Annotated in this window: 25 protein-coding genes; 18 read left to right on the top strand and 7 right to left on the bottom strand. The window is 51.8% G+C overall.

The window, feature by feature from the left end; genetic code table 11:
• Positions 1-53 precede the first annotated feature (53 nt).
• The 6 genes from HU175_RS09680 to HU175_RS09655 form a co-directional block, all read right to left on the bottom strand.
• Entirely contained in the window at positions 54-293 is a 240-nt protein-coding gene (locus HU175_RS09680) for a hypothetical protein (protein ID WP_176566401.1), read from the bottom strand.
• A 110-nt stretch (positions 294-403) separates the two neighbouring features.
• A complete protein-coding gene (locus tag HU175_RS09675; protein ID WP_176566400.1) occupies positions 404-805 on the bottom strand; it encodes a hypothetical protein in 402 nt (133 codons plus the stop codon).
• Positions 806-911: 106 nt separating this feature from the next.
• On the bottom strand, positions 912-2,501 hold the full coding sequence (locus tag HU175_RS09670) for a peptide chain release factor 3 (protein ID WP_176566399.1): 1,590 nt from the start codon (positions 2,499-2,501) through the stop codon (positions 912-914).
• A 198-nt stretch (positions 2,502-2,699) separates the two neighbouring features.
• The gene (locus HU175_RS09665; protein WP_176566398.1) at positions 2,700-2,858 is read right to left on the bottom strand and encodes a hypothetical protein; all 159 of its coding nucleotides are present in this window, start codon (positions 2,856-2,858) and stop codon (positions 2,700-2,702) included.
• 67 nt (positions 2,859-2,925) lie between these two features.
• On the bottom strand, positions 2,926-3,303 hold the full coding sequence (locus HU175_RS09660; RefSeq protein ID WP_176566397.1) for a DUF423 domain-containing protein: 378 nt from the start codon (positions 3,301-3,303) through the stop codon (positions 2,926-2,928).
• A 48-nt stretch (positions 3,304-3,351) separates the two neighbouring features.
• Positions 3,352-4,008 (bottom strand): YggS family pyridoxal phosphate-dependent enzyme, encoded by a 657-nt coding sequence (locus HU175_RS09655; RefSeq protein ID WP_176566396.1) that lies wholly within the window; start codon positions 4,006-4,008, stop codon positions 3,352-3,354.
• 182 nt (positions 4,009-4,190) lie between these two features.
• Between HU175_RS09655 and HU175_RS09650 the strand changes: the two genes are divergently transcribed.
• From HU175_RS09650 to HU175_RS09565, 18 genes are all read left to right on the top strand, one after another.
• A complete protein-coding gene (locus HU175_RS09650) occupies positions 4,191-5,141 on the top strand; it encodes a hypothetical protein (protein WP_176566395.1) in 951 nt (316 codons plus the stop codon).
• Between the two features lie 153 nt (positions 5,142-5,294).
• Entirely contained in the window at positions 5,295-5,669 is a 375-nt protein-coding gene (gene rpsF / locus HU175_RS09645) for a 30S ribosomal protein S6 (protein ID WP_176566394.1), read from the top strand.
• 2 nt (positions 5,670-5,671) lie between these two features.
• A complete protein-coding gene (rpsR, locus tag HU175_RS09640; RefSeq protein ID WP_176566393.1) occupies positions 5,672-5,923 on the top strand; it encodes a 30S ribosomal protein S18 in 252 nt (83 codons plus the stop codon).
• Positions 5,924-5,970: 47 nt separating this feature from the next.
• Entirely contained in the window at positions 5,971-6,414 is a 444-nt protein-coding gene (rplI, locus tag HU175_RS09635; RefSeq protein WP_176566392.1) for a 50S ribosomal protein L9, read from the top strand.
• Between the two features lie 85 nt (positions 6,415-6,499).
• Positions 6,500-7,165, top strand: coding sequence for a Uma2 family endonuclease (locus HU175_RS09630; protein WP_176566391.1), 666 nt, complete (start codon positions 6,500-6,502; stop codon positions 7,163-7,165).
• 73 nt (positions 7,166-7,238) lie between these two features.
• Complete coding sequence (locus HU175_RS09625; RefSeq protein ID WP_176566390.1) at positions 7,239-8,261, top strand: GSCFA domain-containing protein; 1,023 nt, start codon at positions 7,239-7,241, stop codon at positions 8,259-8,261.
• Between the two features lie 48 nt (positions 8,262-8,309).
• Positions 8,310-9,413 carry an Mrp/NBP35 family ATP-binding protein gene (locus HU175_RS09620; protein ID WP_176566389.1) on the top strand — a complete coding sequence of 368 codons (1,104 nt, stop codon included), beginning with the start codon at positions 8,310-8,312 and terminating at the stop codon, positions 9,411-9,413.
• Positions 9,414-9,455: 42 nt separating this feature from the next.
• Positions 9,456-9,722, top strand: a complete 267-nt coding sequence (locus HU175_RS09615) for a NifU family protein (protein WP_176566388.1) — start codon at positions 9,456-9,458, stop codon at positions 9,720-9,722.
• A gap of 153 nt (positions 9,723-9,875) precedes the next feature.
• Positions 9,876-11,534 carry a D-alanine--D-alanine ligase gene (locus tag HU175_RS09610; protein WP_176566387.1) on the top strand — a complete coding sequence of 553 codons (1,659 nt, stop codon included), beginning with the start codon at positions 9,876-9,878 and terminating at the stop codon, positions 11,532-11,534.
• Between the two features lie 172 nt (positions 11,535-11,706).
• Positions 11,707-13,464, top strand: coding sequence for a phospho-sugar mutase (locus tag HU175_RS09605; protein ID WP_176566386.1), 1,758 nt, complete (start codon positions 11,707-11,709; stop codon positions 13,462-13,464).
• Between the two features lie 186 nt (positions 13,465-13,650).
• Positions 13,651-14,070 carry a tRNA (adenosine(37)-N6)-threonylcarbamoyltransferase complex ATPase subunit type 1 TsaE gene (gene tsaE / locus HU175_RS09600; protein WP_176566385.1) on the top strand — a complete coding sequence of 140 codons (420 nt, stop codon included), beginning with the start codon at positions 13,651-13,653 and terminating at the stop codon, positions 14,068-14,070.
• 87 nt (positions 14,071-14,157) lie between these two features.
• Complete coding sequence (locus HU175_RS09595; protein WP_176566384.1) at positions 14,158-15,369, top strand: alanine dehydrogenase; 1,212 nt, start codon at positions 14,158-14,160, stop codon at positions 15,367-15,369.
• A gap of 43 nt (positions 15,370-15,412) precedes the next feature.
• On the top strand, positions 15,413-15,817 hold the full coding sequence (locus tag HU175_RS09590) for a hypothetical protein (protein WP_176566383.1): 405 nt from the start codon (positions 15,413-15,415) through the stop codon (positions 15,815-15,817).
• Positions 15,818-16,207: 390 nt separating this feature from the next.
• Positions 16,208-18,208 (top strand): DNA topoisomerase (ATP-hydrolyzing) subunit B, encoded by a 2,001-nt coding sequence (gyrB, locus tag HU175_RS09585; protein ID WP_176566382.1) that lies wholly within the window; start codon positions 16,208-16,210, stop codon positions 18,206-18,208.
• 243 nt (positions 18,209-18,451) lie between these two features.
• On the top strand, positions 18,452-20,797 hold the full coding sequence (gene ppk1 / locus HU175_RS09580; RefSeq protein ID WP_176566381.1) for a polyphosphate kinase 1: 2,346 nt from the start codon (positions 18,452-18,454) through the stop codon (positions 20,795-20,797).
• A 105-nt stretch (positions 20,798-20,902) separates the two neighbouring features.
• Positions 20,903-22,144, top strand: coding sequence for a NupC/NupG family nucleoside CNT transporter (locus tag HU175_RS09575; RefSeq protein WP_176566380.1), 1,242 nt, complete (start codon positions 20,903-20,905; stop codon positions 22,142-22,144).
• 129 nt (positions 22,145-22,273) lie between these two features.
• Entirely contained in the window at positions 22,274-23,956 is a 1,683-nt protein-coding gene (locus HU175_RS09570; protein WP_176566379.1) for a fatty acid--CoA ligase, read from the top strand.
• A gap of 65 nt (positions 23,957-24,021) precedes the next feature.
• Entirely contained in the window at positions 24,022-24,513 is a 492-nt protein-coding gene (locus tag HU175_RS09565) for a metallophosphoesterase family protein (RefSeq protein WP_176566378.1), read from the top strand.
• Here the strand turns inward: HU175_RS09565 and HU175_RS09560 are convergent.
• Positions 24,476-26,092 (bottom strand): M20/M25/M40 family metallo-hydrolase, encoded by a 1,617-nt coding sequence (locus tag HU175_RS09560; RefSeq protein WP_176566377.1) that lies wholly within the window; start codon positions 26,090-26,092, stop codon positions 24,476-24,478. The two genes, HU175_RS09565 and HU175_RS09560, sit on opposite strands and share 38 nt — an antisense overlap.
• Between the last annotated feature and the right edge of the window lie 91 nt (positions 26,093-26,183).

Below are 26,183 nucleotides of genomic sequence, written 5' to 3'. Positions count from 1 at the left end.
CTAATCACTTTTTAGCGATTGGACAGGCTTTTTGAGTATCGAATGAAGTGGAATTAACGGTTGTTATCCATTTTCTTCGCTTCTTTCTTCATCTCTTTGTGCTCTTTTTTCATTTCTTTAGCCGCGTCCGCTTTCGTGTCGTTACCAGCACGCTTGGCGTCTTTTTTCATTTCTTTGGCCTCTTTTTTCATCTCCTTGTGGGCCATTTTTGCTTCTTTTTTCATGTCGTCCTGCGCAAAAGCCGCACCCGACATCATCATGACCGCTATAGCGGCAACGAACATCGTTTTCATAACCTTGTTGATTTAAGTTTTTGTTAACTCGATAGACTAAACTGACTTACTCAACTTTTGTTATCACCCAGTTACAAAACTGCCCGCTGAACAAATTCAGCGGGCAGTTTTTAAGGTTGACTGCGTTGCTCGGTATTCTTTTTCTTCGGGTTTCGCTTTTTGGCTTTCACGTCCGTTGAATGACCGCTGATCACACTGTGCGTGTTATCGGTCTTCGTTTTAGTTTCGACGGGAGCCGTTCCGGGCACGGGAGATCCTGCACTTACGGCCTGATTCTGATCCAGTGTATTTCCCGTTCCAGCCGTTGGGGTCATCCCGTTTGCGCTAGTTGCGCTGGCAGGACTTGACGTACCGCCCTGTGTTGGGCGCCCGGCTGCAGCATTATATTGTTCGGCCGTATTACCCGTTCCAGCCACACTGGTTCCGGCAGCGGGATTACTAGCCTGCTGGGCTAGTGCTGAACCTGCCGTTAGTAGCAGACTGGTGATGATGATTCCAATTACGTTTTTCATAGCGTTGCGTTTAGAAAACAACTGGCCTACAGCAGCCAATCGTCTTGCTTATACAGATATAACACGACGCAACGCGAGTAGTTTTCGGAATCGGCACAAATCCAGTTTAGGCTGCTACCTGAAACTCCGATGTCAGATGGAACTGAATATCCGGATTATTTTGCTGGTTCATCCGCAGAATCCAGTCCGACTCAGCCAGGAACACCGGGTTCTTATCCTTATCGTAGGCAATCTGGTTACCTTTCAGCCGGATAAACTCGGCTAGCTTGGCGGGGTCCTCAGCTGTTAGCCAGCAGGCTTTCGTGTAGTTCAGTGGCACCCAGCGACATTTGGCGCCGTATTCGTGCTCGAGACGGTACTGAATTACGTCAAACTGAAGTTCACCAACGGTCCCGACGAATTTACGGTTGCCAAGATCCAGGTTGAACAACTGAGCAACGCCCTCGTCGGTCAGCTGCTGAATACCCTTATCCAACTGCTTCGACTTCATCGGGTCCAGGTTGACCAGTTCCTTAAAGATCTCCGGCGAAAAGCTCGGAATTCCCTGGAATTTCAACTCTTCCCCTTCGGTCAGCGTATCACCGATTTTGAACGTACCGGTATCGTACAGCCCCACCACGTCGCCGGGAAAGCCTTCTTCGAGTACGCTTTTACTGTCGGCCATAAACGAAAACGGGCTGGCGAAGCGTACGTTCTTGTCAAGCCGCGTGTGGTGGTAAAACTTATTCCGTTCGAATACGCCCGAGCAGATACGCAGGAACGCGATCCGGTCGCGGTGGCGGGGGTCGAGGTTGGCGTGAATCTTGAAAACGAATCCGCTGAAGTTTTTCTCACCCGGCAATACTTCTCGTTTGTCGGTTGGCCGCGCAATAGGTTCGGGCGAAATACCACAGAACCCTTCGAGCAGTTCTTTAACCCCGAAGTTGTTTACCGCCGACCCGAAGAATACAGGGGCTAGTTTGCCGTCGAGGTAAGCCTGCCGGTCAAACGCGTCATACACCCCTTCAATCAGTTCAACGTCCTCCCGGAGTTGAGCGGCATCGCGCTCGCCAACTTTCTCGTCGAGCAGATTGTCGCTCAGTTCGATCGGCAATACGTCGTCCTCAACTTTGGTTTTGTTGACTTTAAAGAAATATAACTTTTTCTCGATCAGGCTATACACCCCCTTAAAGTCTGATCCCATGTTGACAGGCCAGGTCATGGGGCGAACCCGGATGTTCAGTTTCTCTTCTAGTTCGTCCAGCAGGTCGAACGGGTTCTGGCCTTCGCGGTCCAGTTTATTGATAAAAATAATGACCGGCGTATCACGCATGCGACAGACCTCCATGAGCCGCTCGGTCTGTTCCTCAACGCCTTTTACGCAGTCGATTACCAGGATAACGCTGTCCACGGCGGTCAGCGTCCGGTACGTATCTTCCGCAAAATCCTTGTGACCAGGGGTGTCAAGGATGTTAATTTTTAAATTGTCGTATTCAAACGTCATCACCGACGTAGCCACCGAGATACCACGCTGCTTCTCGATCTCCATAAAGTCCGACGTAGCCGACTTCTTGATCTTGTTGGATTTAACGGCCCCAGCGGTCTGGATAGCGCCCCCGAACAAAAGCAGCTTTTCGGTCAGCGTGGTTTTCCCGGCATCCGGGTGACTAATGATAGCAAATGTCCGCCGGCGGGCGGTTTCTTGATTTATATTCATCTGGATGAATGATCCGTCTATTGTACTCTGTATAGAAATACGTCAGCAAAGGTACGAAAGTTCGGGCAGGAACGGAATGTCTGCTCACCGCCCGGTCCATCGTGAACGAGCTACCGATTTCCGGCTATACGACTGATTATGACACACAAAAGCCCCGGCAGCGAGTGCTACCGGGGCCGCAAACGGTTACGTTACAAGTTACGGTCTCACCCAGGACGATTTCCGCTTTGACTGCAGCGGCTGTACCGGACGACGCTCGTTCAGGATCGTTCCGAGCAGGAACCCGAAGGCGACGGCCAGACCAAGCGTAATCAGCCAGACGGCCAGGTGATACATGTACGGATCAATATTCAGCATTGTAGTCAAGGTTACAGGCTTCGGACGATGACCTACTCCGAACGTAACGCTGTTCTACCTAATTTTTTCACAGAAATGCCCAAAATAGCAAGGCCCAGCCCGCCAGCATAGCCAGTCCGCCCAGGGGCGTAATCGCGCCCAGCCAGGTAACGCCCGTAAAACAGAGCAGATACAACGAGCCGGAAAAGACTAGGACACCGCCCAGAAAGGAGTAGCCAGCCCAGCCCAGCAGCTTCACCGCCGTGGGATTAGTACCGAACACCTGCATCAGTACGCCTATCAGCACCAGAGCCAGTGCGTGGTAGAACTGATATTTTACCGCCGTTTCGAACGTAGCAGCCCGACCCGAGGCTTCGAGCATGGTACGTAGGGCATGAGCCCCGAAAGCACCGAGACCTACACCTAGTAAACCAAGTATAGCCCCCGCCTGAATAAAGAATTTCATGGTAGTTATTCGGACGCGACCGCCCGGTTTAAATGCGTAGTCAATGTGCTATCGAGCCCCAAAAATAGCACTCCCCACCCGAACCAGTGTACTCCCCTCCTCCACAGCAATGCGATAATCACCACTCATGCCCATCGATAGCTCCCGGAAATCAAGCATAGGCCGCTGAATGGTTGCCAGCCGGTCGAATAATTCTTTCAGCCCCCGGAACTCCTGCCGAACCTGGTCCTGATTGTCGGTGTTCGACGCCAGTCCCATCAGTCCGACTATCCGGATATTGGGTAGCTGATCCAGTTCGGGCGCATTGAGTAATTCCTGGGCTTCATCGGCCGAGAGACCAAACTTGGTTTCTTCGGTAGCAATGTGGATTTGCAGCAGGCAGTCGATAGTACGATCGTGCTTGGCCGCCTGCCGGTTGATTTCCTGCAGCAGCTTCAGGCTGTCGACTGAGTGGATCAACGTAACGAAACCGGCCATGTATTTCACCTTGTTACTCTGCAGGTGACCAATCATGTGCCACTGGACATCAGCCGGAAGCTGCGTCTGTTTCTCGGCCATCTCCTGCACTTTATTTTCGCCAAACAACCGACTTCCTGCGTCGTAGGCTTCCCGGAGCATGGAAACCGGCTTGGTTTTCGTAACGGCAATTAGTCGAGCTTTACCGGCTAACTCGCGCTCAATCAGCTGAATATTCTCGGTAATCATAAAAATAGGCAAACTGTGACAAATTAGCCAGTCAGGCGGTTTGTAAGGTATTCGGTTTGAGAACTACGCAGAAAGGCGTAGTTTTTGGCCGAAAAACCCCGGACTGCGTGTCTAGTACAATAAACAATTCGTTGTATTAGTTCTCCGCGTTACCCCGCGACCCAACTGTTTTTGAATCGTGTATGGCTTTACTTGAACCTCGTCCTCAACCTAAAAACACCAGTCGAAATTACCTGCTTGTTGCCCTGCTCATCCTGGCCTTTCTGAATATTCTCTTGTTTTATTTCTGGTTTCAGGAGCGGCAGGAAAATAAATCGAAGGACGCGGCCATCGCCGTTAAAACGGAAGAAGTCCTGTCGGCCCGCACCAAGCTCGATTCAATTGCCACTCAACTGGACACGAAAATTGCTGCCATACAGCAGTTGGGCGGCAGTGTCGACTCATTGCTCAAAATACGTGAGCAGCTTGAACGCGACAAGGAGGCCCTACGTAACGTTAATGCGTTCGACAGCAAAAAATACGATCAGAAGATTCGTAATTACCAGTCGCTGCTAGCCCAGAAAGATCAGGAGCTGACCCGCCTGTCTACCGAAAACGGGCAGCTGAATCAGGTAAACGATTCATTACGCCAGGAAAACACGGGTCTGAAAGCCGAACGCCAGTCGCTGAGTGATTCGGTGCAGTCCATTATTACCCGTAATCAGGAGCTAAGCGAAAAAGTAAGCATCGCAGCCGCCCTGCGGGCCGAGAACGTTACGGTGACGGCAATCAACGACAACGGGCGCGAACGAGAGGGCGACAGTTTCCGGGCGAAGCAGATTGACAAGCTCCACCTTGCCATCCGGCTGGCCCCCAATGGGCTGGCCCGTCAGGAGTCGAAAGAGTTGTTTATCCGAATTCTGGACCCCAACGGGGCTATTCTCTCCGATATGGCTACCGGCTCCGGTGAGTTTATCTACAACAGTCAGCCGACAATTTATACGGCCATGCAGCGCTTTGATTTTGATAACAGCCGCCAGCAAATCAACGTCATTTATGGGCGGGGTGGACAGCGTTTCAAACCCGGTACCTACACCATCGAACTCTACTGTGAAGGTTTCCGCATCGGTGAAGGCGGGTTTACTGTTAAATAAAGGAGAAGGGGAGGAAGGAGGAAAGGAACTGTGCGTCAGCAATCCCTTTTCTCCTTCCTCCCCTCCTCTTTTCCTCCTAAAATTTCCCACCTCCCCTTGCACCCTTTCTCCTTTTTCCTTACCTTTGCGCCCTCATTTCAAACCAATTACACAATGTTTCCCAATAACTACGAAACGGTGTTCATTTTAACTCCCGTTTTATCTGATGCTCAGATGAAGGACGCCGTTGACAAGTTCCGCAAAGTGCTGACCGACAACGGTGCGGAGCTCGTTCACGAAGAAAATATGGGTCTGCGCAAACTGGCATACCCTATCCAGCACAAAAACACGGGTTACTACCAACTCTTCGAGTTCAAGGCTCCCGGTACCATCATCGAGAAACTCAACACCGAGTATCTACGTGATGAACGTATCATCCGTCACCTGACGGTTTCGCTCGACAAGCACGCTGTTGCTTACAACGACCGGAAACGGAATGGCTTAGTGGGTAAGAAAAAACAAACCGAAAACGCCGGGGAGGCCAAGTAATCATGAGTCTGCAAAACGAATCGATCTCGAAAACCGAGAACCGCAAAAAATACGACCGCTTCAAGAAAGCCGGCATTAAATACATTGACTACAAAGACGGCAATTTCCTGCTGAAACTGCTCAACGAGCAAGGCAAAATTCTGCCTCGCCGGCTGACCGGTACGAGCCTGAAAAACCAGCGTAAAGTGGCTCAGGCCGTTAAACGCGCTCGCCATCTGGCTATCCTGCCATACGTAGGGGATTCACTGAAATAATTGTCAGGCGGTGCTTGCATCGCCGGATCGCCAAACTTTATAGATCAATGGAAATCATTTTAAAAACTGATATCGCCGGTCTGGGCTATAAGAACGACACCGTTACGGTGAAGCCCGGTTACGGCCGCAATTACCTGATTCCTCAGGGATTTGCAGTAATGGCAACCGATTCGAACAAAAAGATCGTTGCAGAAAACGTTCGCCAGGCAGCGCACAAAGCCGAGAAGATCAAAAATGACGCTCAGTCAATTGCTGACAACATCGGTGATCTGACCCTGACGATCCCAGCGAAAGCGGGTGACAGCGGCAAAATTTTCGGTCGTGTAACCAACACGCAGGTAGCTGATGCCCTGCGCGAAAAAGGCTTCGACATCGACCGGAAGAAAATTTCGGTTGACGACGTGAAAACGCTGGGTACCTACGAAGCGCTGATCGATCTGCACAAAGACGTGAAGCACACGGTGAAGTTTGAAGTTGTGTCGGCAGAATAGTCGATAAGCAACAAGCATACAGCGGTCTGCCGGGTTAGCCTGGCAGACCGCTTTTTTGTTATATTTGGGTAAACAGACCGTTACAATGGCCAGCCTTGATCTTGAACAGTTACTGGAAGCCCCTAATATAAAATTGTTGATGCAGCAGGCTGAGACTGTTTTGCGCGACGAAGCCCATCAGCGGCAGCAATTTTATGACTGGGTAAATGAAGATCACAAAGCCGAATTTATTAACGGAGCTATTGTGATGCATTCTCCTGTTAAAGAACGCCACTGGGTAGCAGTCGGCAATTTGTATAGTCTTCTTAAAGCATATGTTATCAAGCACAAGCTAGGTCGTGTTGCTTCGGAGAAGGCAATGATTTCGCTGACACGTAATGATTATGAACCTGATGTCTGCTTTTGGAATACAGAACGGTCACAAACATTCGGAAGCGAAATGATGCAGTTTCCGGCTCCTGATCTAGTTGTTGAAGTACTTTCGAAGAGCACAGAAAAAATTGATCGGGGTGTCAAATACAATGACTATGCCGCACATGGAGTGCAGGAATACTGGATTGTAGATACTCGTAAGCAACTCATTGAGCAGTACATTCTCGATGTAGATTTAGAGACTTTCACTCTGGAAAATACGTTTAAGATTCAGCAAGAAGTTGAATCAAAAATTGTAGCAGGTTTTCGAATTGAAGTGGAAGCTGTATTTAATGAAGAAGCCAGTAATAAAGCACTATTAAAGCTCCTTATGAACTAATAATCAGATAGTTGCATAATGGAAATTTCTCTGTAAAACGGACCTAATCAGTCCGTTTTTGTGTTTATTAAGTATGCAGTTTCATACCGAACTTTCGCCCGAAACACTCTCTTTTCAGATCAGCCTGAACAGCCGTATTGTGACCATCGGATCGTGCTTTGCCGACGTAATGGGCCAGCGACTTAGCGATAACAAACTGGCAGTCCTGAACAACCCATTCGGTACGATCTTCAATCCGGTTTCGATCAACAAACTTCTCACAATGGCGCTGACGGGGGCCGAGCCAGCAGATAGTCACTATGTTGAGCGCGACGGCATCTGGTTCCATTATGATTTTCACTCGTCGCTGTTTGCGGCAACGAAGGATGAACTTCGGGAGAAACTGCTTCACGTATTACACCAAACCGCCGACGCGCTCCGACAGGCCGATGTTCTGTTGGTAACGTTGGGGACGGCGGTCGTTTATCGATACATTGAATCGGGCAAAGTCGTGGCCAATTGCCACAAAATGCCTGGTTCGCTGTTCGAAAAGTACCTGTACCAGATCGATCATGTACGCGACGAACTGACAGGGTTACTAAAAACACTACGCAAGGCTAATCCAGCCCTGAACGTACTGCTGACGGTTAGTCCGGTGCGGCACACCCGCGATACATTACCCACTAATCAGGTCAGCAAGTCGATGCTACGTGTCCTGACGCATGAGTTAACGACCTGGCATAAGGGCGTACATTATTTCCCGGCCTACGAACTCATGATGGACGATCTGCGCGATTACCGTTTTTACGAAGCCGACCTGATTCATCCGAACGCGCAGGCGCATGACTATATCTTCGGTAAATTTGCCGAAAGTGCGTTTGATACCGGGCTTCGTCAGTTCATCAGCGAGTGGTCTGGTATTCGTAAAGCCTTACAGCATCGGCCACTTTATGGCGAACACTCCGGTGCCCATCGCCAGTTTTTGATGAACTTGCAGACGAAACTGGAAAATATATCCAAGTTCGTGGATATGTCGGCGGAACTGACCGACGTACGAAGTCGTTTAAACTGGGGGAGAAAAGAGGAAAGGGAAGAAGGAGAAGGGATATTCGTCTAGAATTTCCCGTCTCTCCCTCCTCATCTCCTCTTTTCTCTTTTTAGCACTATGTCTGATTACCGATTATCGAAAGAATCTGTTTTACAAGCCTTAAGCACCGTTGAGGAGCCTGACCTGAAACGCGATCTGGTCTCGCTGGATATGGTCAAAGATATAACGCTGGGTATTGGCTCGGTTAAGTTTACGGTTGTCCTGACCACCCCCGCCTGCCCACTGAAAGAAGTTATCCGGAAACGGTGCGAAGATGCGATCCACGCCCACATTGGTGCCGATATTCAGATTTCCATCAACATGGTGTCGGATGTTACCTCGACGCGTAGTAATACCCCTACCCTGCCCGGAGTCAAAAATATCATTGCTGTGTCGTCGGGGAAAGGTGGCGTAGGCAAATCGACCGTTACGGCGAACTTGGCCATTGCCCTGCATAAATCAGGCGCCAAGGTGGGTATCATCGACGCCGATATTTACGGACCGTCCATGCCAACCATGTTTGGCGCGGAAGATATTCAACCCCGCGTCTTTCAGGTCGACGGCGTAACGCGCATGGAACCCATCCGGCAGTTCGGTATCAAGATGTTGTCGATGGGTCTGCTGGTAGCACCGGGTCAGGCCATTATCTGGCGGGGGACTATGGCTGGTCGCGCCCTGCAGCAGTTTTTCTCCGATGCCGACTGGGGTGAACTGGACTACCTACTGATCGACCTGCCGCCAGGTACCGGCGATATTCACCTGACGCTGGTACAGACCGTACCGGTAACCGGAGCCATCATCGTAACGACTCCGCAGAAAGTGGCGCTGGCCGATGCCACTAAGGGCTTGGCGATGTTTCGTCAGCCGCAGATCAACGTACCGGTACTGGGCGTGATCGAGAATATGTCGTATTTCACCCCGGCTGAGCTCCCAGACCACAAGTATTATATTTTTGGCAAAGGGGGTGGTCAGCAACTGGCTGATCAGTTCGATGTACCGCTGCTGGGTCAGATTCCGCTGGTGCAGAGCATCCGCGAAGCCGGCGATGAAGGTCGACCCGCTATCAGCATGGGCGAACCCGTGGCTACCGAAGCGTTTCAGGATGCAGCCGAAGCGCTGGCGCAGCAGGTGGCAATCCGCAACGCGTCACAGGATCAGACAAAACGCGTAGTAGTTGCGTAGATCACTCGGAAATGATAATTTTACCGTAAATCACAGGATTTCATGGAGACGGCAATAGTAAACGACGAATTGGTTACCCGCATCGAACGAGCTCTCGACAGTGTACGCCCATACCTGGCAGCCGACGGTGGTAACGTAAAGATATTAGAGATTACCGACGACAAAACCGTTCGGCTGGAATTGATGGGTTCCTGCGGCTCCTGCCCTATGTCGGCCATGACCTTCAAGGGCGGGCTGGAAGAGGCTATCCTGAAGGCTGTTCCCGAAATTAAGAAAGTGGAAGCAATCAACATCACGCCTGCTTTCTAAACCAGAAGCAATGCCTTTAATGAGCTGCGTTTCAACCGTTCATGACGGAACCGGAGCGCAGTTGAGTTCGCAATACATATGACCTAAGCCGCCTGTTTCCGGAAACAGGCGGCTTTTTTGTTTATTTGTGCTTCGCAACATTCCATAAACGCAGTGAGAGTAGGAATTTTTTTCGGTGGCCCCGCACGGGAGCGTGAGGTATCGTATGCGGGTGGCCGTACCGCCCTGGCTAATTTGGATAAAGGCTTGTTCGAGCCGGTACTGATTTTTGTGGATGGACGGGGCCAGTTTCGGCTTGTCGAACCATCTTTCCTCGACGCGATGTCGCTGCGGGACAAGTTACCGCAGGATAGCTCCGGCTTTTCGGTATACGACGAATCGCTGGCCGACGATACGCTCAATGCGAGCTTACCAATACTACGTCCGGAGCAGTTTCGGGATCAGTTTGACATTGCTTTCCTGGCCATGCACGGCCCCAACTGTGAGGACGGCGCAGTTCAGGGCCTACTCGAATGGTACCGAATGCCCTATACAGGACCGGGGCTGCTTGGCTCGGCGGTGGGCATCAACAAAATTCTGCAAAACGAACTGATTGCGCTGGCTAACGGGCAGCAAAAGAAAACGGCGACTATCACCCGCGACGAATACGAGCAGGCCGACAAAGCCCAGTTTTTTCAATCACTGATTGCTCATCTGGGCCTGCCCATCGTGGTCAAAGCTCCGCACCAGGGATCGTCGATTGGCGTGGCTATCGTCCGCGACGATAACCTCACTAACTTCTGCCGGGCTGTTGAGCAGTGTTTCTTTACGGTACACATCCAGGCCGATGGCTGGAGTAAGCTGGGCGAATGGTCGTCGCTGATGCCCGACGAGAAGCACAAGCTGGCACAGGAAATGGTCAACCTGGAATCGGGGATCAGTTTCCCGCTGGTGGTGGAGCAGACGGGCGATATTATCCGGCACCCGCAGGATTTCGTCAGCACCCTCGACGCACTGACGGCTTCGGGCCAGCAACCGAATCTGACGCTCTCCTACATCAACGCCGAAGATGAAGTGCTGTTCGAGGAGTTTATCAGCGGACAGGAGTTTTCGTGTGGCGTGATTCAGGACGACGATCAGAACGCTATTGCGCTCCCTCCTACCGAAATCTATAACGTAACGAGTTTCGATTACGAATCGAAATACAAGCTCAACACGACCAAAAAGCGGATTCCGGTCGACACGAGTCTGGAAAACAACCGCAAGATTCAGCTCGCTGTTTCGGAAGTTTTTACCCGGCTGGGCATCAACGTTTATTCCCGCATCGACGGCTTCCTGACCCCAGCCGGTGACGTATTGCTGCACGACCCGAACACCATTCCGGGCATGTCGCCCTCGTCGCTCATTTTTAAACAGATGGCGGAGATTGGCCTGAACCTGGCCAACTCGCTAACGTACCTGATTCGTCAATCGCTACGCGAACGGATTCGGACGGGTAAGGATACGTTCCAGCTCAAACAGCTTTTGGCGAACCTGGACGCGCAACTGGCCAACCGGAAAGCGAATCCATTACCGGTGCAGGCTGTTCCCTTCGGTCCAACTGACGACGAACTGGCTACGGCCAAGCAGCAATACAACGTACTGGCAGCCAGCGGTACTGTTCGGCCTCAACTTCAATACACGAACAATCAGGGCGAAACCATTGACATTCCAGTCAATCTATTGTTTAAAGATACCATCGCTGAACTGGAAACAGCCTTAAACCAGCCCCGCCATCCGTTATTGGTCGAAACCAGTGAACTCACAGCGCACATCACGGAGCGTTACGTGTAAGCGCGCACAGAGCAGGCCGAGACCTGCTAGCCGGTCAGTAGAATTTTTATTCCGGATACACGCCAATAATCGGGTCATCGTACCTTTGATTTTATCAACTAAGTCCACTTGTAGACTGACTATTTGGTGCGGTCTGCACAAACCCAAGTATCTTTTTTAGTAACACATGAGTATGACAACCGCTTTCGATTCCTCAACCCAGCAGCGCATTGACCAGTGGCTTAAGGGCAACTACGATGCCGAAACCAAAGAAGCAATCCAGCACCTGCTCGATTCGGGCAACACAACCGAACTGACCGATTCATTTTACCGGGATCTTGAGTTTGGTACGGGTGGTCTGCGGGGCGTTGTCGGCGTCGGTTCCAACCGAATGAACCGCTACACGGTTGGCGCAGCCACGCAGGGGCTTTCCAACTACATCAACGCGGCCTTTCCGGGCGAAGACATCAGCGTAGCGATTGCGCACGACAGCCGCCGGATGAGCCCTGAGTTTTCCCGGCTGGTTGCCGACATTTTTACGGCTAACGGCATTAAAGTATACCTGTTCAGCGCCCTACGACCAACGCCGGAGCTGTCCTTTGCCATCCGGCAACTGGGCTGCCAGAGTGGTATCGTTGTGACGGCGTCGCACAACCCACCTGAATACAATGGCTACAAAGTATACTGGAACGACGGCGCACAGGTCGTAGCACCGCACGACAAAGCCATTATCGAAGAGGTGAACAAGATTACGTCGGTCGATGACATTAAATTCGAGGGCGTTCCCGAGAAGATTCACCTGATCGACGAAGAGATCGACGCACCTTACATCGAGCGAATCAAATCCAACGCCGTTAATCCGGACGTGATCAAGCGGCAGGCCGATCTGAATATTGTTTACACACCCATTCACGGTACCGGCATTACGCTCGTTCCTCGTGCGCTGGACGCGCTGGGCTTCACGAATGTACACATCGTCGAAGAGCAGGCGACACCGGACGGAAACTTCCCAACGGTGAAATCGCCGAACCCGGAAGAACGGCCTGCGATGCAGCTGGCGCTCGATCTGGCTAATTCGCTGAACGCCGATCTGGTTATGGCGACAGACCCCGACGCCGACCGCGTTGGCGCGGGTGCCCGGAACCACCACGGCGAGTTCGAGCTACTGAACGGTAACCAGATGGCTAGCCTGATCATTTATTACCTGCTCAACGCCTGGAAAGATGCGGGTAAACTGACGGGTAAGGAATTCATCGCCAAAACGATCGTTACGACCGACCTGATCGACGAAATGTGTAAGCGGTATGGCGTTACCTGTTATAACACACTGACGGGTTTCAAATACATCGCCGAAGTCATTCGTGAGCTGGAAGGCAAAGAGCAGTTCATTGGCGGGGGCGAAGAAAGTTACGGTTACCTGATCGGCGACTTCGTTCGCGACAAAGACGCCATTGCCTCCTGCGCCATGATCGCCGAGCTGACAGCTTATGCCAAAGACAAAGGCCAAAGTCTGTTCGATATGCTGATGGCGATGTATCAGGAAAACGGCTTCTACTACGAAAGCCTGGTTTCGCTGACGAAGAAAGGCAAGAGTGGAGCCGAAGAGATTCAGCAGATGATGGCCGATTTCCGGGCAAACCCACCCAAAGAAATCGCCGGATCAGCCGTCGTACGTATCGATGACTATAAATCGCTGACCCGCACTAACAGCGAAAGCAACGAAACGAGCGCTATCGAAGCCGGTAAAATGGGCATTGAATCGTCGAACGTACTGCAGTTCTTCACGGCCGATGGCACGAAGGTTTCGGCACGTCCGTCGGGGACGGAGCCGAAGATCAAGTTCTATGTCAGCGTTCGCGAACCGCTCGAAAGCAAAGAAGCGTTTGACGCTACGTACGATCAGCTGAAAGCCAAAGTACAGCGCGTCATCGACGATCTGCAACTGAAATAGATTCGTCAGAATTTCCGGCGATGTCGTTACCCAATAAGGCCAGTCTTTCGCAAAAGACTGGCCTTATTTTGTGGCAATCTACCCGGTAAATCAGCAATAAGGTTCCTGCTAACTTGCTTCTGCGTGTCGCCAGCAGGAACAGACCACTTAAAATACGTATCTTTGCCGGTCAACCATTCAGTACCCATGACAACCCGGTTTCAACAGCTTGACGAACTTGACAAGGTAGCCCATCAGCTATTGGCCGAAGGGCGCGTTCGCTCGGTATGGTTGTTCGACGGCGATATGGGCGCGGGCAAAACGACGCTAATTAAAGCGCTGTGCCGGGCCCTGGGCGTTATCAGCATGGTGCAAAGCCCAACGTTTTCGATCGTTAATGAATACACCACCCACGAAGGGCACTCGGTGTATCATTTTGATTGTTACCGGCTACGGAACGAAGCTGAAGCGCTGGATATCGGAATCGAGGAGTATTTTGATTCCGGCGATTATTGTTTTATTGAGTGGCCGGAGCGGATCGAAGCCCTGTGGCCCACTAGTTATTACCGCGTACGACTGGCTGTCAATCCAGATGGTAGTCGAACCGTTACCACAACCCTGGTCTGATCGTAACGTCTTGTCCGTCATCAACCAGAACAGACGTTACACACCCCCTAAAAATAACCCCCATCAATTTGTTTTTTGCCGGAGCGCATGACTGGATTTGAGGAATTAGCCAAACAAACGGCACTGTATCCGAAAGAAGCCCCCCTGGCGCTGAAAACCAATCGGAACAGCCTGCTCATCGGGTTACCCAAAGAGGTGTCTCTTCAGGAGAACCGCATCGCGCTGACGCCGGAAGCCGTCGCTATTCTGGTCCGTAACGGACACAACGTTATCGTGGAGCAGGGCGCGGGAGAAAAAGCAAAGTTCGCCGACAGCGAATACAGCGAAGCCGGTGCCCAGATTGCCTACTCGCCCAAAGAAGTCTACGACGCCAACCTGATCCTGAAAATAGAACCCCTCGTTGACGAAGAGTTCGAGCATATCAAATCAGGTAGCACGGTTATATCGGCCCTGACGCTTCCCGCCCGCGAACGGGACTATTTCGAAAAAATTAACAGCAAGAGCGTTACGGCTTTTGGCTACGAATACATCGAGGATCAGGCCGGTGGTCTGCCAATCATCCGGTCGATGAGTGAGATTGCCGGAAGTGCAGTCATGCTTATTGCTGGCGAGTACCTCAGCAACGCCGACAATGGTCGGGGGATTATTCTGGGCGGCATCACGGGCGTACCACCAACGAAAGTGGTCATGCTGGGCGCCGGTACCGTAACCGAGTATGCCCTCCGGGCCGCGCTGGGCATGGGGGCCGACGTCAAAGTATTCGACCGGCATCTCTACAAACTGCAGCGGCTCAAATATTCGCTCGGGCAGCACATTTACACCTCCATTATCGACTCCGATACGCTCACCGAAGCCATTCAGCGGGCCGACGTTGTGATTGGCGCGATACGGGCGGAAGACGGCATCAGCCCTGTTGTAGTGACCGAAGAAATGATCAGCCGGATGAAACCCGATTCGGTTATTATCGACGTATCGATCGACCAGGGTGGAAACTTCGAAACGTCGCGCATGACCAGCCATAAACAGCCGACCTACAAGCACGCCGGAGTGATTCATTACTGCGTACCAAACATTGCTTCCCGTGTATCGCACACAGCCAGCATGGCCCTGAGTAACATCTTTTTACCCTTCCTGCTGGAAACCGGCACCACGGGCGGCATTGACCAGATGATGTACGCGAACCGATGGTTTATGAAAGGTGTTTATGCACATAAGGGGATGCTGACCAACTCCTATATCGCCCGGAAGTATAACATGCGCTACAAGGACCTGGATCTGCTGCTGGCAGCCCGCTTCTAGAGCCGATTTCTTCGGGGGCTTATCTACATCACGGATCATAAACATGATTAACCACAGTAACGAAAATACCTTACTCGACGACGCCAACTCCTACGATGTAAACAAGGAGCTGATGGGCGTCATTTCGTCGGATTTTGTCAAAGTAGCCGACCAACTGAAAGAAGCATCGTACCAGATCCGTAAACGGGGCTTTTCGGAGTTTCCGGTATTTGTAGCCTCCCGGCGCGAGGTTCCCGTCGGGCAGTTGCTGATTGGTGCCAATGAGCTGGAAAATCAGTGGAATTACAAAGCCTCTTTCGTTGATGAATTTGTGCAACGGGCGCTGATTGGCGCGGAATCCATTGATCTGTGGAAAGAGAATTACAAAAAGCCGGACGAGTACTGCTGCCTGTTTGTCGTACACGGTGACTTTGCGGGCTTTGTTTACATTCCATACCCGGAAGATTAGTACCGATCTTACCTAGAAAGCCAGAAGCCAGGTTCCAGCGGACCTGGCTTTTGGCTTTCCAGCCGGTTTGTACCAGGAAAATTTCGACAGTACGTAACCAGCTGGTTAATGATACTTTTTGGAGAAATCCGGCCGGACCACATCCAGCCTACGACGAGGTAAGGAATGGCATCACTATTACCCATAAATCTGGGGGAAATGTGGCTCTGACCGTCGAATAATTCTTCCTGAGCGGCCAGAATACGCCTGCCTCAGCCATTCACTTTTCTTGTTGAATGGCTATGAAATGCCGCTTTTTTTTTGTATTTTTACAATCTGTAAGTATGGCCTTTCAGGCTCCATTTTCTACACACTGCGTAGTAGTTTCTTCGACATTATCTGATTTCAAATATGACCAATGAACTGATTGAAGCAGACGCTCCAGCCGAAGCCCCCAAAGGCAATTACGGTGCCGATAACATTCAGGTACTTGAAGGTCTGGAAGCCGTTCGCAAACGTCCATCCATGTATATCGGCGACGTCGGTATTCGTGGGCTGCACCACCTGATCTGGGAGGTAGTGGACAATTCGATCGACGAAGCGCTGGCGGGTTATTGCGACAAAATTTCAGTTATCATCAATCCTGATAACTCCATTACCGTACAGGATAACGGTCGGGGTATTCCGACGGGTATCAATACTAAAACGGGAAAATCAGCCCTGGAAATCGCCATGACGATCCTGCACGCTGGTGGTAAATTCGATAAAGATACCTACAAAGTTTCCGGTGGGCTGCACGGAGTCGGCGTTTCCTGCGTGAACGCACTCTCGACCGACGTTCGGGTAGAAGTACACCGTGAAGGCAAAATATTTGAGCAGGAATACAAAATTGGCGTCCCTCAGTACGACGTTCGGGTAATTGGTGATGCGTCGGATACAGGCACCAAAACTCATTTCAAACCCGACAGCAGCATTTTCACCGAAACGGTTTACAAATACGACACCGTAGCAGGCCGTTTGCGCGAACTGGCTTACCTCAACAAGGGTATTCGAATTCTGTTGCAGGACATGCGGGAAATCGACGAAGCGGGCGCCCCTCTGCGTCAGGATGAGTTCTTTTCGGAAGGTGGCCTTATTGAGTTCGTACAGTATCTGGACGAAACCCGTCCGGCGCTAGACGGCATGCATCCCATTTATATGGAAAGCACCAAAGGCGCAACACCCGTTCAGGTAGCCCTGGTCTACAACTACGAAGCCGGAGAGAACGTCCTGTCATACGTCAACAACATCAACACGCACGAAGGTGGTACGCACGTACAGGGCTTCCGGTCGGCGCTGACGCGGGTCCTGAAAAACTACGCGGACAAGAACCCGAACGTAATGCCCAAGAATGCGGGTAAGATCGCGTTTAGTGGCGAGGATTTCCGGAAGGGGCTAACCGCCGTTGTCTCGGTAAAAGTAGCTGAGCCGCAGTTTGAAGGCCAGACCAAAACGAAACTGGGTAACCAGGAGGTGGTGAGCGCCGTTAGCCAGACGATGGCCGATCTGCTCGAAACCTGGCTGGAAGAAAACCCTAAAACGGCGCAGGGCATCGTTAAGAAAGTCCTGGTGTCGGCGCAGGCACGTATTGCGGCTGATATGGCCTACAAACGTATCATGACCGACCGTAAGGACTTCATGGGCGGGGCGGGTCTGCCGGGTAAACTGGCCGACTGTTCGGATACCGATCCGGAAAAATGCGAGCTGTATCTGGTAGAGGGTGACTCGGCGGGTGGCACCGCCAAACAGGGCCGCAACCGGGCCTTCCAGGCGATTCTGCCGCTGCGGGGTAAAATCCTGAACGTAGAGAAAGCCATGGAGCACAAGATCTACGAAAACGAGGAGATTAAGAATATCTGGACGGCGCTGGGCGTTCGGCTGGAGAAAAAGGATGACGAGACAGTGATGAATCTGGACAAGCTCCGCTATCACAAAATTATCATCATGACCGATGCCGACGTTGATGGCAGCCACATCCGGACGCTGATTCTGACTCTGTTTTACCGGAACATGAAATCGCTGATCGACAATGGTTACATCTATATCGCCCAGCCACCGCTGTACCTAATCAAGAAAGGCAAGGAAGAACGTTACTGCTGGACCGAAGCCCAGCGCGAAGCAGCGGTGAAGGAACTGGCCGGTAGCGGGAAGGAAGAGAACGTGGGCGTGCAGCGGTACAAAGGTCTTGGCGAGATGAACGCCGAGCAGCTCTGGAGCACAACCATGAACCCCGACACCCGAACGCTGAAAGTCGTTACGGTCGAGTCGGCCGCCGACGCCGATCACGTCTTCTCGACCCTGATGGGCGATGAGGTAGCCCCCCGACGAGACTTTATCGAACGAAACGCTAAATATGCCCGAGTGGATATCTAGTCGTTACCACAAAAAAAGCGGGCCACTCAGCCCGCTTTTTTGTTTTACCAGAGTGTTAAGAAATTTCGTTCTTGTTTTAAAATAGCCGATAAACCGAGTATTTGCAGCCGGTATTCGTGCTTAGCTGAAGAAGATTTTTGACGAAATAAATAATACACATTGCCGCTGGTCCGCCGGATCGGGCATTATACAAGCATTAACAATCCGACCTCGTCAGTCGGGTTCTGAATGATCCTGACCGCTATGCGCCATCCATTAGATCCTAACCGACTACTGGGAAACCTGGTTTCCCGGTTTACGAACCGACCGACTGATAAGCCAACGCAGACAACCGACAAAATGGCTAAAGTAAGCGAAAAAGTCAGCAGCGTAATCGACCAGAGTAATTACCTGAGCCGCGACCTGAGCTGGCTTAAATTTAACGAACGGGTGCTTGATCAGGCGCGCGACTACCCGCAATTGCCCGAGCACCGAACCCTGCTGGAACGGCTGAAATTTCTGGCTATTTCGGCCTCCAACCTCGATGAGTTTTTTATGATTCGGGTGGGTAGCCTCTATAATTACCTGGATTACCATAAGCAGCGCGTTGATTATTCAGGCTTGCGGGAAGGCCCTTTCCGTAAAGCCTTGTTCACGGCAGCCCAGCAGTTTGTGCAGCAGCAGCAGCAGCTATTTACGGAAGAATTACTACCACTCTTTCCGGAGAACGGCCTGCAGCTGATTGAGTACGATCAGCTCACGGAAGAAGAACAGGAGGAAGCAACAAACTATTTCGACCGGGCCATCTACCCTACGCTGACTCCGATGCTGTATGACTATACGCATACGTTTCCGGTACTGCTGACTAAAGTATTAATCTTTGGTGTGATCACGCAGGACCCGGATAAAAACGCACTGCTCTCAACCACGGCAGACGACGAAGACGACCGCCAGCGGCTGTCGTTCGTGCAGATTCCAGCCAACCTGCCCCGGTTCATGGCTTTCGACCGGGACGAGACCGTAGCCTTTCTGCCCATTGAAGCCATTATCCGGCACCACATCAAAAAGCTGTACCGGAACATCGACATTACGTCGGTTCACCTCTTCCGGATAACCCGGAACGGGGATTTTACGCTCGATGAAAACGACGACGACGAAGTTGATTTCATCGACGAAGTACGGCAGAAAATCAAGAACCGGCGGCTTGGCCGGGTTACCCGCGTTGAAATTGAATCAGCTGCGGAGCATACCCCCAGCTCAGTCTGGCTGCTGAATCTACTCAAGAAAAAATGGGAACTGGACGATCTCAACATTTTTGAATCGAAAAGTCTGCTCGATTTTTCGGCTTTCTGGCAAATCATCGGTAATCCCGAATTCAAGGATGACATGCCCCGGCCCCACGCGCCCGTACCTCCGATTGGTTACAACCGCGATAAGGCCGACGATATTTTTGATATAATCAAGCAGCGCGATCTGCTGCTGCACCACCCGTACAACAACTTCGAGCCGGTTCTCCAACTGCTGGAACAGGCCGCCGAAGATCCGAACGTACTGGCGATTAAGATTACCGTGTACCGGCTCGCCAAACGCTCCCGGATTACGCAGGCCCTCCTGAAAGCGGCCGAGAACGGCAAACACGTATCGGTCCTGTTCGAAGTAAAAGCCCGTTTCGACGAAGAAAACAACATTCGTGAAGCCCAGAAGTTGCAAAAAGCGGGTTGTTTTGTCATCTACGGGATTAGTCGATTCAAGACGCACACGAAGCTGCTGCTGGTTGTCCGTAATGAAGGCAGCCGGGTAGCCCGATACGCTCACATGGCCACGGGGAATTACAACGAAGACACCTCGAAACTTTACACCGACATTGGTCTGCTGACGACTAATGAAGTGTACACACATGACATTTCGGAGTTCTTCAACGTTATCACCGGCCACTCACTGCCGAACGATTACCAATACCTGATTACGGCACCACGCGGTATGCGCGAACAGCTGATCCAGTTAATTCAGGCCGAAGCGACCAACGCCCAGCATGGCCTGCCGAGCGGCATATGCATCAAGGTCAATTCGCTGGAGGATAAACAGATAATTGACGAGCTATATCAGGCGTCGCAGGCTGGTGTACCAATTCACCTAATCGTGCGGGGCATCTGCTGCCTACGGCCAAAACGCGAAGGCTTGAGCGAGAATATTACCGTTCGCTCCATTGTCGGCGATTTCCTGGAGCATACCCGGATTTATTATTTCCACAATAACGGCGACCCAAAAGTGTACGGAGGTAGCGCTGATGTTATGGTACGTAGCTTTGATCGCCGGATCGAGTCACTGTTCTTCCTGGCCGATCAGCGCGTTAAACAGCAGACTATTCTGATTCTGAAGTACAACCTGCTCGACAATATGAACGCCTACGAACTGAACGAAGACGGTTCATTCACGAAGTGCGAAGTGGCCGAAGGGACCGAGCCGTTCAATATGCATGAGCGCTTTTTCGATGTCACCGAAAAAGACCTTACCGATGCACAGCTATTCACTACCGTAAAAGAAACGGAGATTGCACAGATCGAAACGGAATATCAGGAGAACGCCGAGCGCGCTATTGCGGATATTTAAGCCGTTATGAACCCATAAAAGGGAGGATGAGTAGGTCTCGGCTACGTCATTCTCCCTTTTTCCTTTGTAACTTCGCCAACTTAACCGTAAGCTCGTCATTATTGAATGGATCGTTTTACAGGCCTTATTGGCATCGTATTGATTCTGGGTATTGCCTATGCCCTCTCCGATAACCGCAAAGCCATCAACTATCGCACTGTTGGTGTAGGTTTGGCCCTCCAGTTCGGGTTAGCCGTCTTTGTTCTTAAAACAGATATTGGCCGTGATCTCTTCCAGGGGCTCGGTTATTACGTCGATCGTCTGCTCCAGAAAGCAGGTTCGGGGGCAGAGTTCGTTTTTGGCCCCCTTGTTAAACGATATCTGCTCTCCCAGGCCTTCGGGAGCGACAACAACCTGATCTTCTTTTTTCAGATTATCCCAACTATCATCTTCGTAGCCGTACTCGTTAACATCTTCTACCACCTGGGTATCATGCAGCGCGTTGTGGCCATTATGGCGCGGGCCATGAAGTGGCTGATGGGCGTAAGCGGTGCCGAGGCCTTGTCAAACGTAGCCAGTACGTTTGTGGGACAGGTCGAAGCGCAGATTATGATCAAGCCCTACCTGAATGGCATGACTAACTCGGAGCTGCTGGCTAGTATGACGGGCTCGTTTGCCTGTATTGCCGGCGGGGTTCTGGCCGTGTACATCTCGCTGGGCGTTCCGGCTCCTTATCTGCTGGCGGCCAGTATCATGGCCGCTCCGGGCGCGCTGGTGATCAGTAAGATTGTAATGCCCGAAACGCAGGTTTCCGAAACGCAGGGTACCGTTAAGGTTGAGATTAAGAAATCGCACGCAAACCTGCTCGACGCTATTGCTGCCGGTGCCAGCGAGGGCCTGAAAGTTGGCTTCAACGTGATTGCCATGCTGATTGGCTTCATTGCCCTGATTGCGCTGATCGACAGCCTATTGTTTCGGCTGGGCTTCTACGTCCTGAATATGGATAACCTCAGCATGAATTTCCTGCTGGGCAAACTATTTTCCGTTTTCGCCTGGGCTATGGGCGTACCGTCAAAAGATGTCGAAATCGCCGGATCGCTGATGGGTACCAAAATGGTGGTCAATGAATTTGTGGCGTACCTTGAATTAATCAAGGTACGGGAAACGCTCGATCCCAAAACCATCGCCATTACCAGCTTTGCCCTTTGCGGTTTTGCCAATTTCAGCTCCATTGCCATTCAGGTGGGTGGTATTGGCGAACTGGCCCCCCAACGCCGAAGTGATCTGGCGCGTCTGGGCTTCAAGGCACTGATCTGCGGTACGTTAGCCAGTTATATGTCAGCTACGCTGGCAGGATTGCTGTTGTAAGTTCTGTTTGTATATCTTTTCTGGCGAAGGCCCGGTTTAGCGACCGGGCCTTTTCTTATTTACTATTTTTTCTTTCTATTGTTTAATTTCACGTAGTACATACTCGTTCTAAGAAAAACCCTACTTGCCATGATCCAGACCAAGCTGATTCCCCGGGCCGAAGAAGCCTACGAGCCACCCATTCTGATCAAATCCATGCTGGCTCAGTCACTGAAATATGAGCCGCAGCGGGAAATCATCTATCGGGATTTGTTTCGGATGGATTACGTCCGGTTCAACGAGCGCGTTCGCCAGTTGGCCAATGCGCTGACAGCGCTGGGCGTGCAGCCAGGGAACACTGTAGCGGTGCTGGACTGGGATAGCCACCGGTATCTTGAATGCTTTTTCGGCGTAACGAGTCTGGGGGCCATTCTGCACACGGTAAACGTTCGGCTATCGCCCGCGCAGATTCTCTATACGATGAATCACGCAGAGGATAAGATGGTGCTGATTCACGAAGATTTTCTGCCGATTCTAAACGCGGTTCAGGACCAGCTCACAACGGTTGAGTCCTTTGTCCTGCTGTCGGATAAAGTCTATACCGGCGCGACGCCAGACGTTCCTGCCAACTTTGCCGGTGAGTACGAAGCCCTGCTGGCCGATAACTCCCCCGACTACGACTTTCCGGATTTTGACGAGAATACCTGGGCCACTACGTTCTACACGACGGGTACGACCGGGAACCCGAAAGGGGTGTATTTCTCACACCGGCAGCTGTTCATGCACACGATGGGACTGGCGACCTACGTCTGTGGTTATCAGGCCGTACCGTTTTCGTCGCTGTCGGATGTGTATATGCCTCTGACGCCTATGTTCCACGTTCATGCCTGGGGGTTCCCGTTTCTGGCAACAATGCTGTCCACCAAGCAGGTCTATCCCGGTCGGTATGAGCCCGATATGCTGGTAAAATTGCTGGGCAACGAACAGATCACTCTCTCCCACTGCGTCCCAACGGTAATGGGTATGATCCTGGCCTGCCCGGCTGCGCAACAGGTTGATTTGAGTCACTGGAAAGTAATCATTGGCGGCTCGGCGCTCACGCGGGGTCTGGCGCAGGCCGCCACAGCCATGGGCATTCAGATTTACCAGGGTTACGGCATGTCGGAAACGGCTCCAGTGCTGGCCCTTACGCACCTGAACGATACCGAACGTAACCAAACCGGCGACGAACAGCTTGCCTTGCGTACCCGGGCCGGGCGCACGGCTCCCTTCGTTGAATTTAAATTGCTCGACGATGCCGGGAACGACGTACCGCACGATGGCCAGTCGGTAGGCGAACTGTTGGTGCGTGCTCCGTGGCTCACGCAGGGGTATTACCAAGACCCCGAACGGGAAGTGGCGCTTTGGCAGGGTGGCTGGCTGCATACCGGCGATGTGGCGAGTATCTCACCTGACAACTGGGTGCAGATTGCCGACCGGCTGAAAGACGTAATCAAAACGGGCGGGGAGTGGGTTTCGTCGCTGGATATGGAAAACGTACTATCTCAGTTGGAAGGCATTGCGGAATCAGCCGTTGTAGGTATCACCAGCGAGCGCTGGGGCGAACGTCCCCATGCCCTGATTGTTCCCAAACCCGGCTTCGAACTGACCGAAGTCAGCATCAAACAGCAACTACAGTCAAAGGTGGACAAGGGTGAGCTGAACAAATGGTACGTACCCGACAGTGTTCATATCGTATCAGCTATTCCTAAAACGAGCGTTGGCAAGATTGACAAAAAGCAAATTCGCGCTGATTTGAATAGCACGATGGCAAAAACAACGGCCACCACGTAAGGCAGACCATACTAGAGGAGTGGCAAAAAGTGTCGATTTTTGCCACTCGCTTTTACGCAATCGATATGACCCGCATTGGCTTACTCTCCGATACGCACAGTTACCTGGACCCCCAGCTTTTCAACCACTTCGACGCCTGCGACGAAGTATGGCACGCGGGCGATGTGGGCGCGCTGGACGTGCTAACACAGCTGCGGGACTTCCGTCCGCTACGTATCATTAGTGGAAATATTGATCCGGTAAGCAGCGATTTGCCCGCCAATCAGCGGTTTACAATTGAAGGGTTTACCGTCTGGATGACGCACATTGGCGGAGCGCCCCCCCGCTATAATCCGGAGGTACGGCCTATTTTGCAGGCAGCCCCCCCGGATCTGTTTGTTTGCGGCCACTCGCACATTCTGAAAGTTTTGCGCGACGCTACGCTGAACAACATGCTGTACCTCAACCCTGGCGCGGCAGGCAAAACGGGTTTTCATAAAATGCGCACCGCCATTCGATTTACCCTCGACGCCGGACGCATCAGCGATATGCAGGTGATTGAGCTGGGGAAGAAGTAAGGGGCGTTGTTAACAGCGACAGGCAGGTCTTGATACCAGTTCTGAGATTTCCCAGCCGCAGGTTTTCATTCGGGCTGTGCTGGTTATTATCCATGTTCACCAGCGGTACAATGACGGCCGAAATGTTTAGCGCCTGAATAAAGGGCACGACCGGGACAGTACCGCCCATAATCCGGATCATAACGGGGTCCTGCTCAAAACTCCGATTAATCGATTCCCGCAGCCAACGGCCAATGGAGCTATTGATGTCGGTCCGAAAGGCGGGCGTACCAGCGTTGCCTTCAAAGAAAACGATCTGGTCGTATTTAAGCCGTTCTTCGGGCGTGGGCGCGTGATCGAGCACGGTATAGCCCTGCTTTTCAATGTGCTTTTTCACCAGGTCAACCATACGCTGACCGTCGGTTTCGGGCACCAGTCGAATATCGAACAGAGCGGTGGCCTCGGCCGGTACGATGGTAGCCGCCCCTTTTCCAATCTCCGCCGACTTCATGCCCCGCACGTTCAGCGACGGGTATTGCAGCGATTCCTGGTAACTTGTCCCGACTTTGTCTTCGTTGACGATCAGTAAGCTTTTGTTGATACCTTCTTTTTTATCGGGTACAGCGGCCATAATTTTCCGGCTCTCATCGTCGAACGTAATGCCATCGTAAAACCCCTCGACCAGCGCCCTACCCTGCTCATCTTTCATGGACGCAATCAGCCGGGCTAGCCGGAAGGCCGGATTGGGCGCGTAGTTTCCGTAATGACCGCTATGCTGGGGGGTAACGGGCCCGTAAGTGGTAATGGTAAAACCGGCATTGCCCCGGCAGCCAAACGACAACGTTGGTCGATTGGACGTGTGCATCGGCCCATCCATCACAATCATGTAGTCGGCTTTCAGCTTGTCTTTGTGTGCGTCGATGGCGCTTTTCAGTCCCGGCGAACCTTTTTCCTCTTCCGAATCGATGATAATTTTGATGTTATAAGGCGGGGTCTGTTTCTGCGCCTGAACAATATCCAGCGCGTTCAGCATCATGATGATAGGCCCTTTATCGTCGGAGGTGGAACGGCCAAACAAACGCCACTCGTCGTTAACAGGTCCCTGCCTTACGTTGCCCGTCATTTCTCTGAACTCGCCGGTGTTGGTTTTCTCCTTCATCACCGCAACAAATGGATCTTTCTGGCTCCACTCATTAGCCCGAACGGGCTGTCCATCCAGGTGAAAATAATACAGCACGGTCTGCGTCGCCTTCGGGAATTTCTTCTCGGCCAGTACGATAGGCTGGTGGCTGGTGGCCAACACCTTCGTTGTAAAACCTCGTTTGGCAAATGCCTTTTCGGTCCAGGCGATGTTTTTCGTAATATCATCCGGGTTGACCGCGTCGTTGGGCAGTGCTACGTATTCGCTCAGTTCGTTGACGGTCGGCCATAGTTGCTTGTCGACCAGCGCATCCATCGTTTTCGGACTCAGTTTCTGGGCAACTACCTGGAGAGGAAGTTGCAGCACCCAAATCCAGAAAGCAGCCTGAATGAGTCGATTAGTGAGAGGTTTACTACGTACCGGTTGGTAAAACGAAAGAGTGGCGAATTGGGCAATCATTTTCAGCGAGTAAAGAATAGAAGCTAATTACGGCAAATACAACACTTTACAAAATTATTACACCAATAATACCACTTAACAAGGAATAAAA

This window comes from Spirosoma sp. KUDC1026 (genome assembly GCF_013375035.1).
Lineage (GTDB): Bacteria > Bacteroidota > Bacteroidia > Cytophagales > Spirosomataceae > Spirosoma.
Note: the sequence above shows the minus strand (reverse complement) of the source record. Positions and strands in the feature narration are given on the sequence as shown.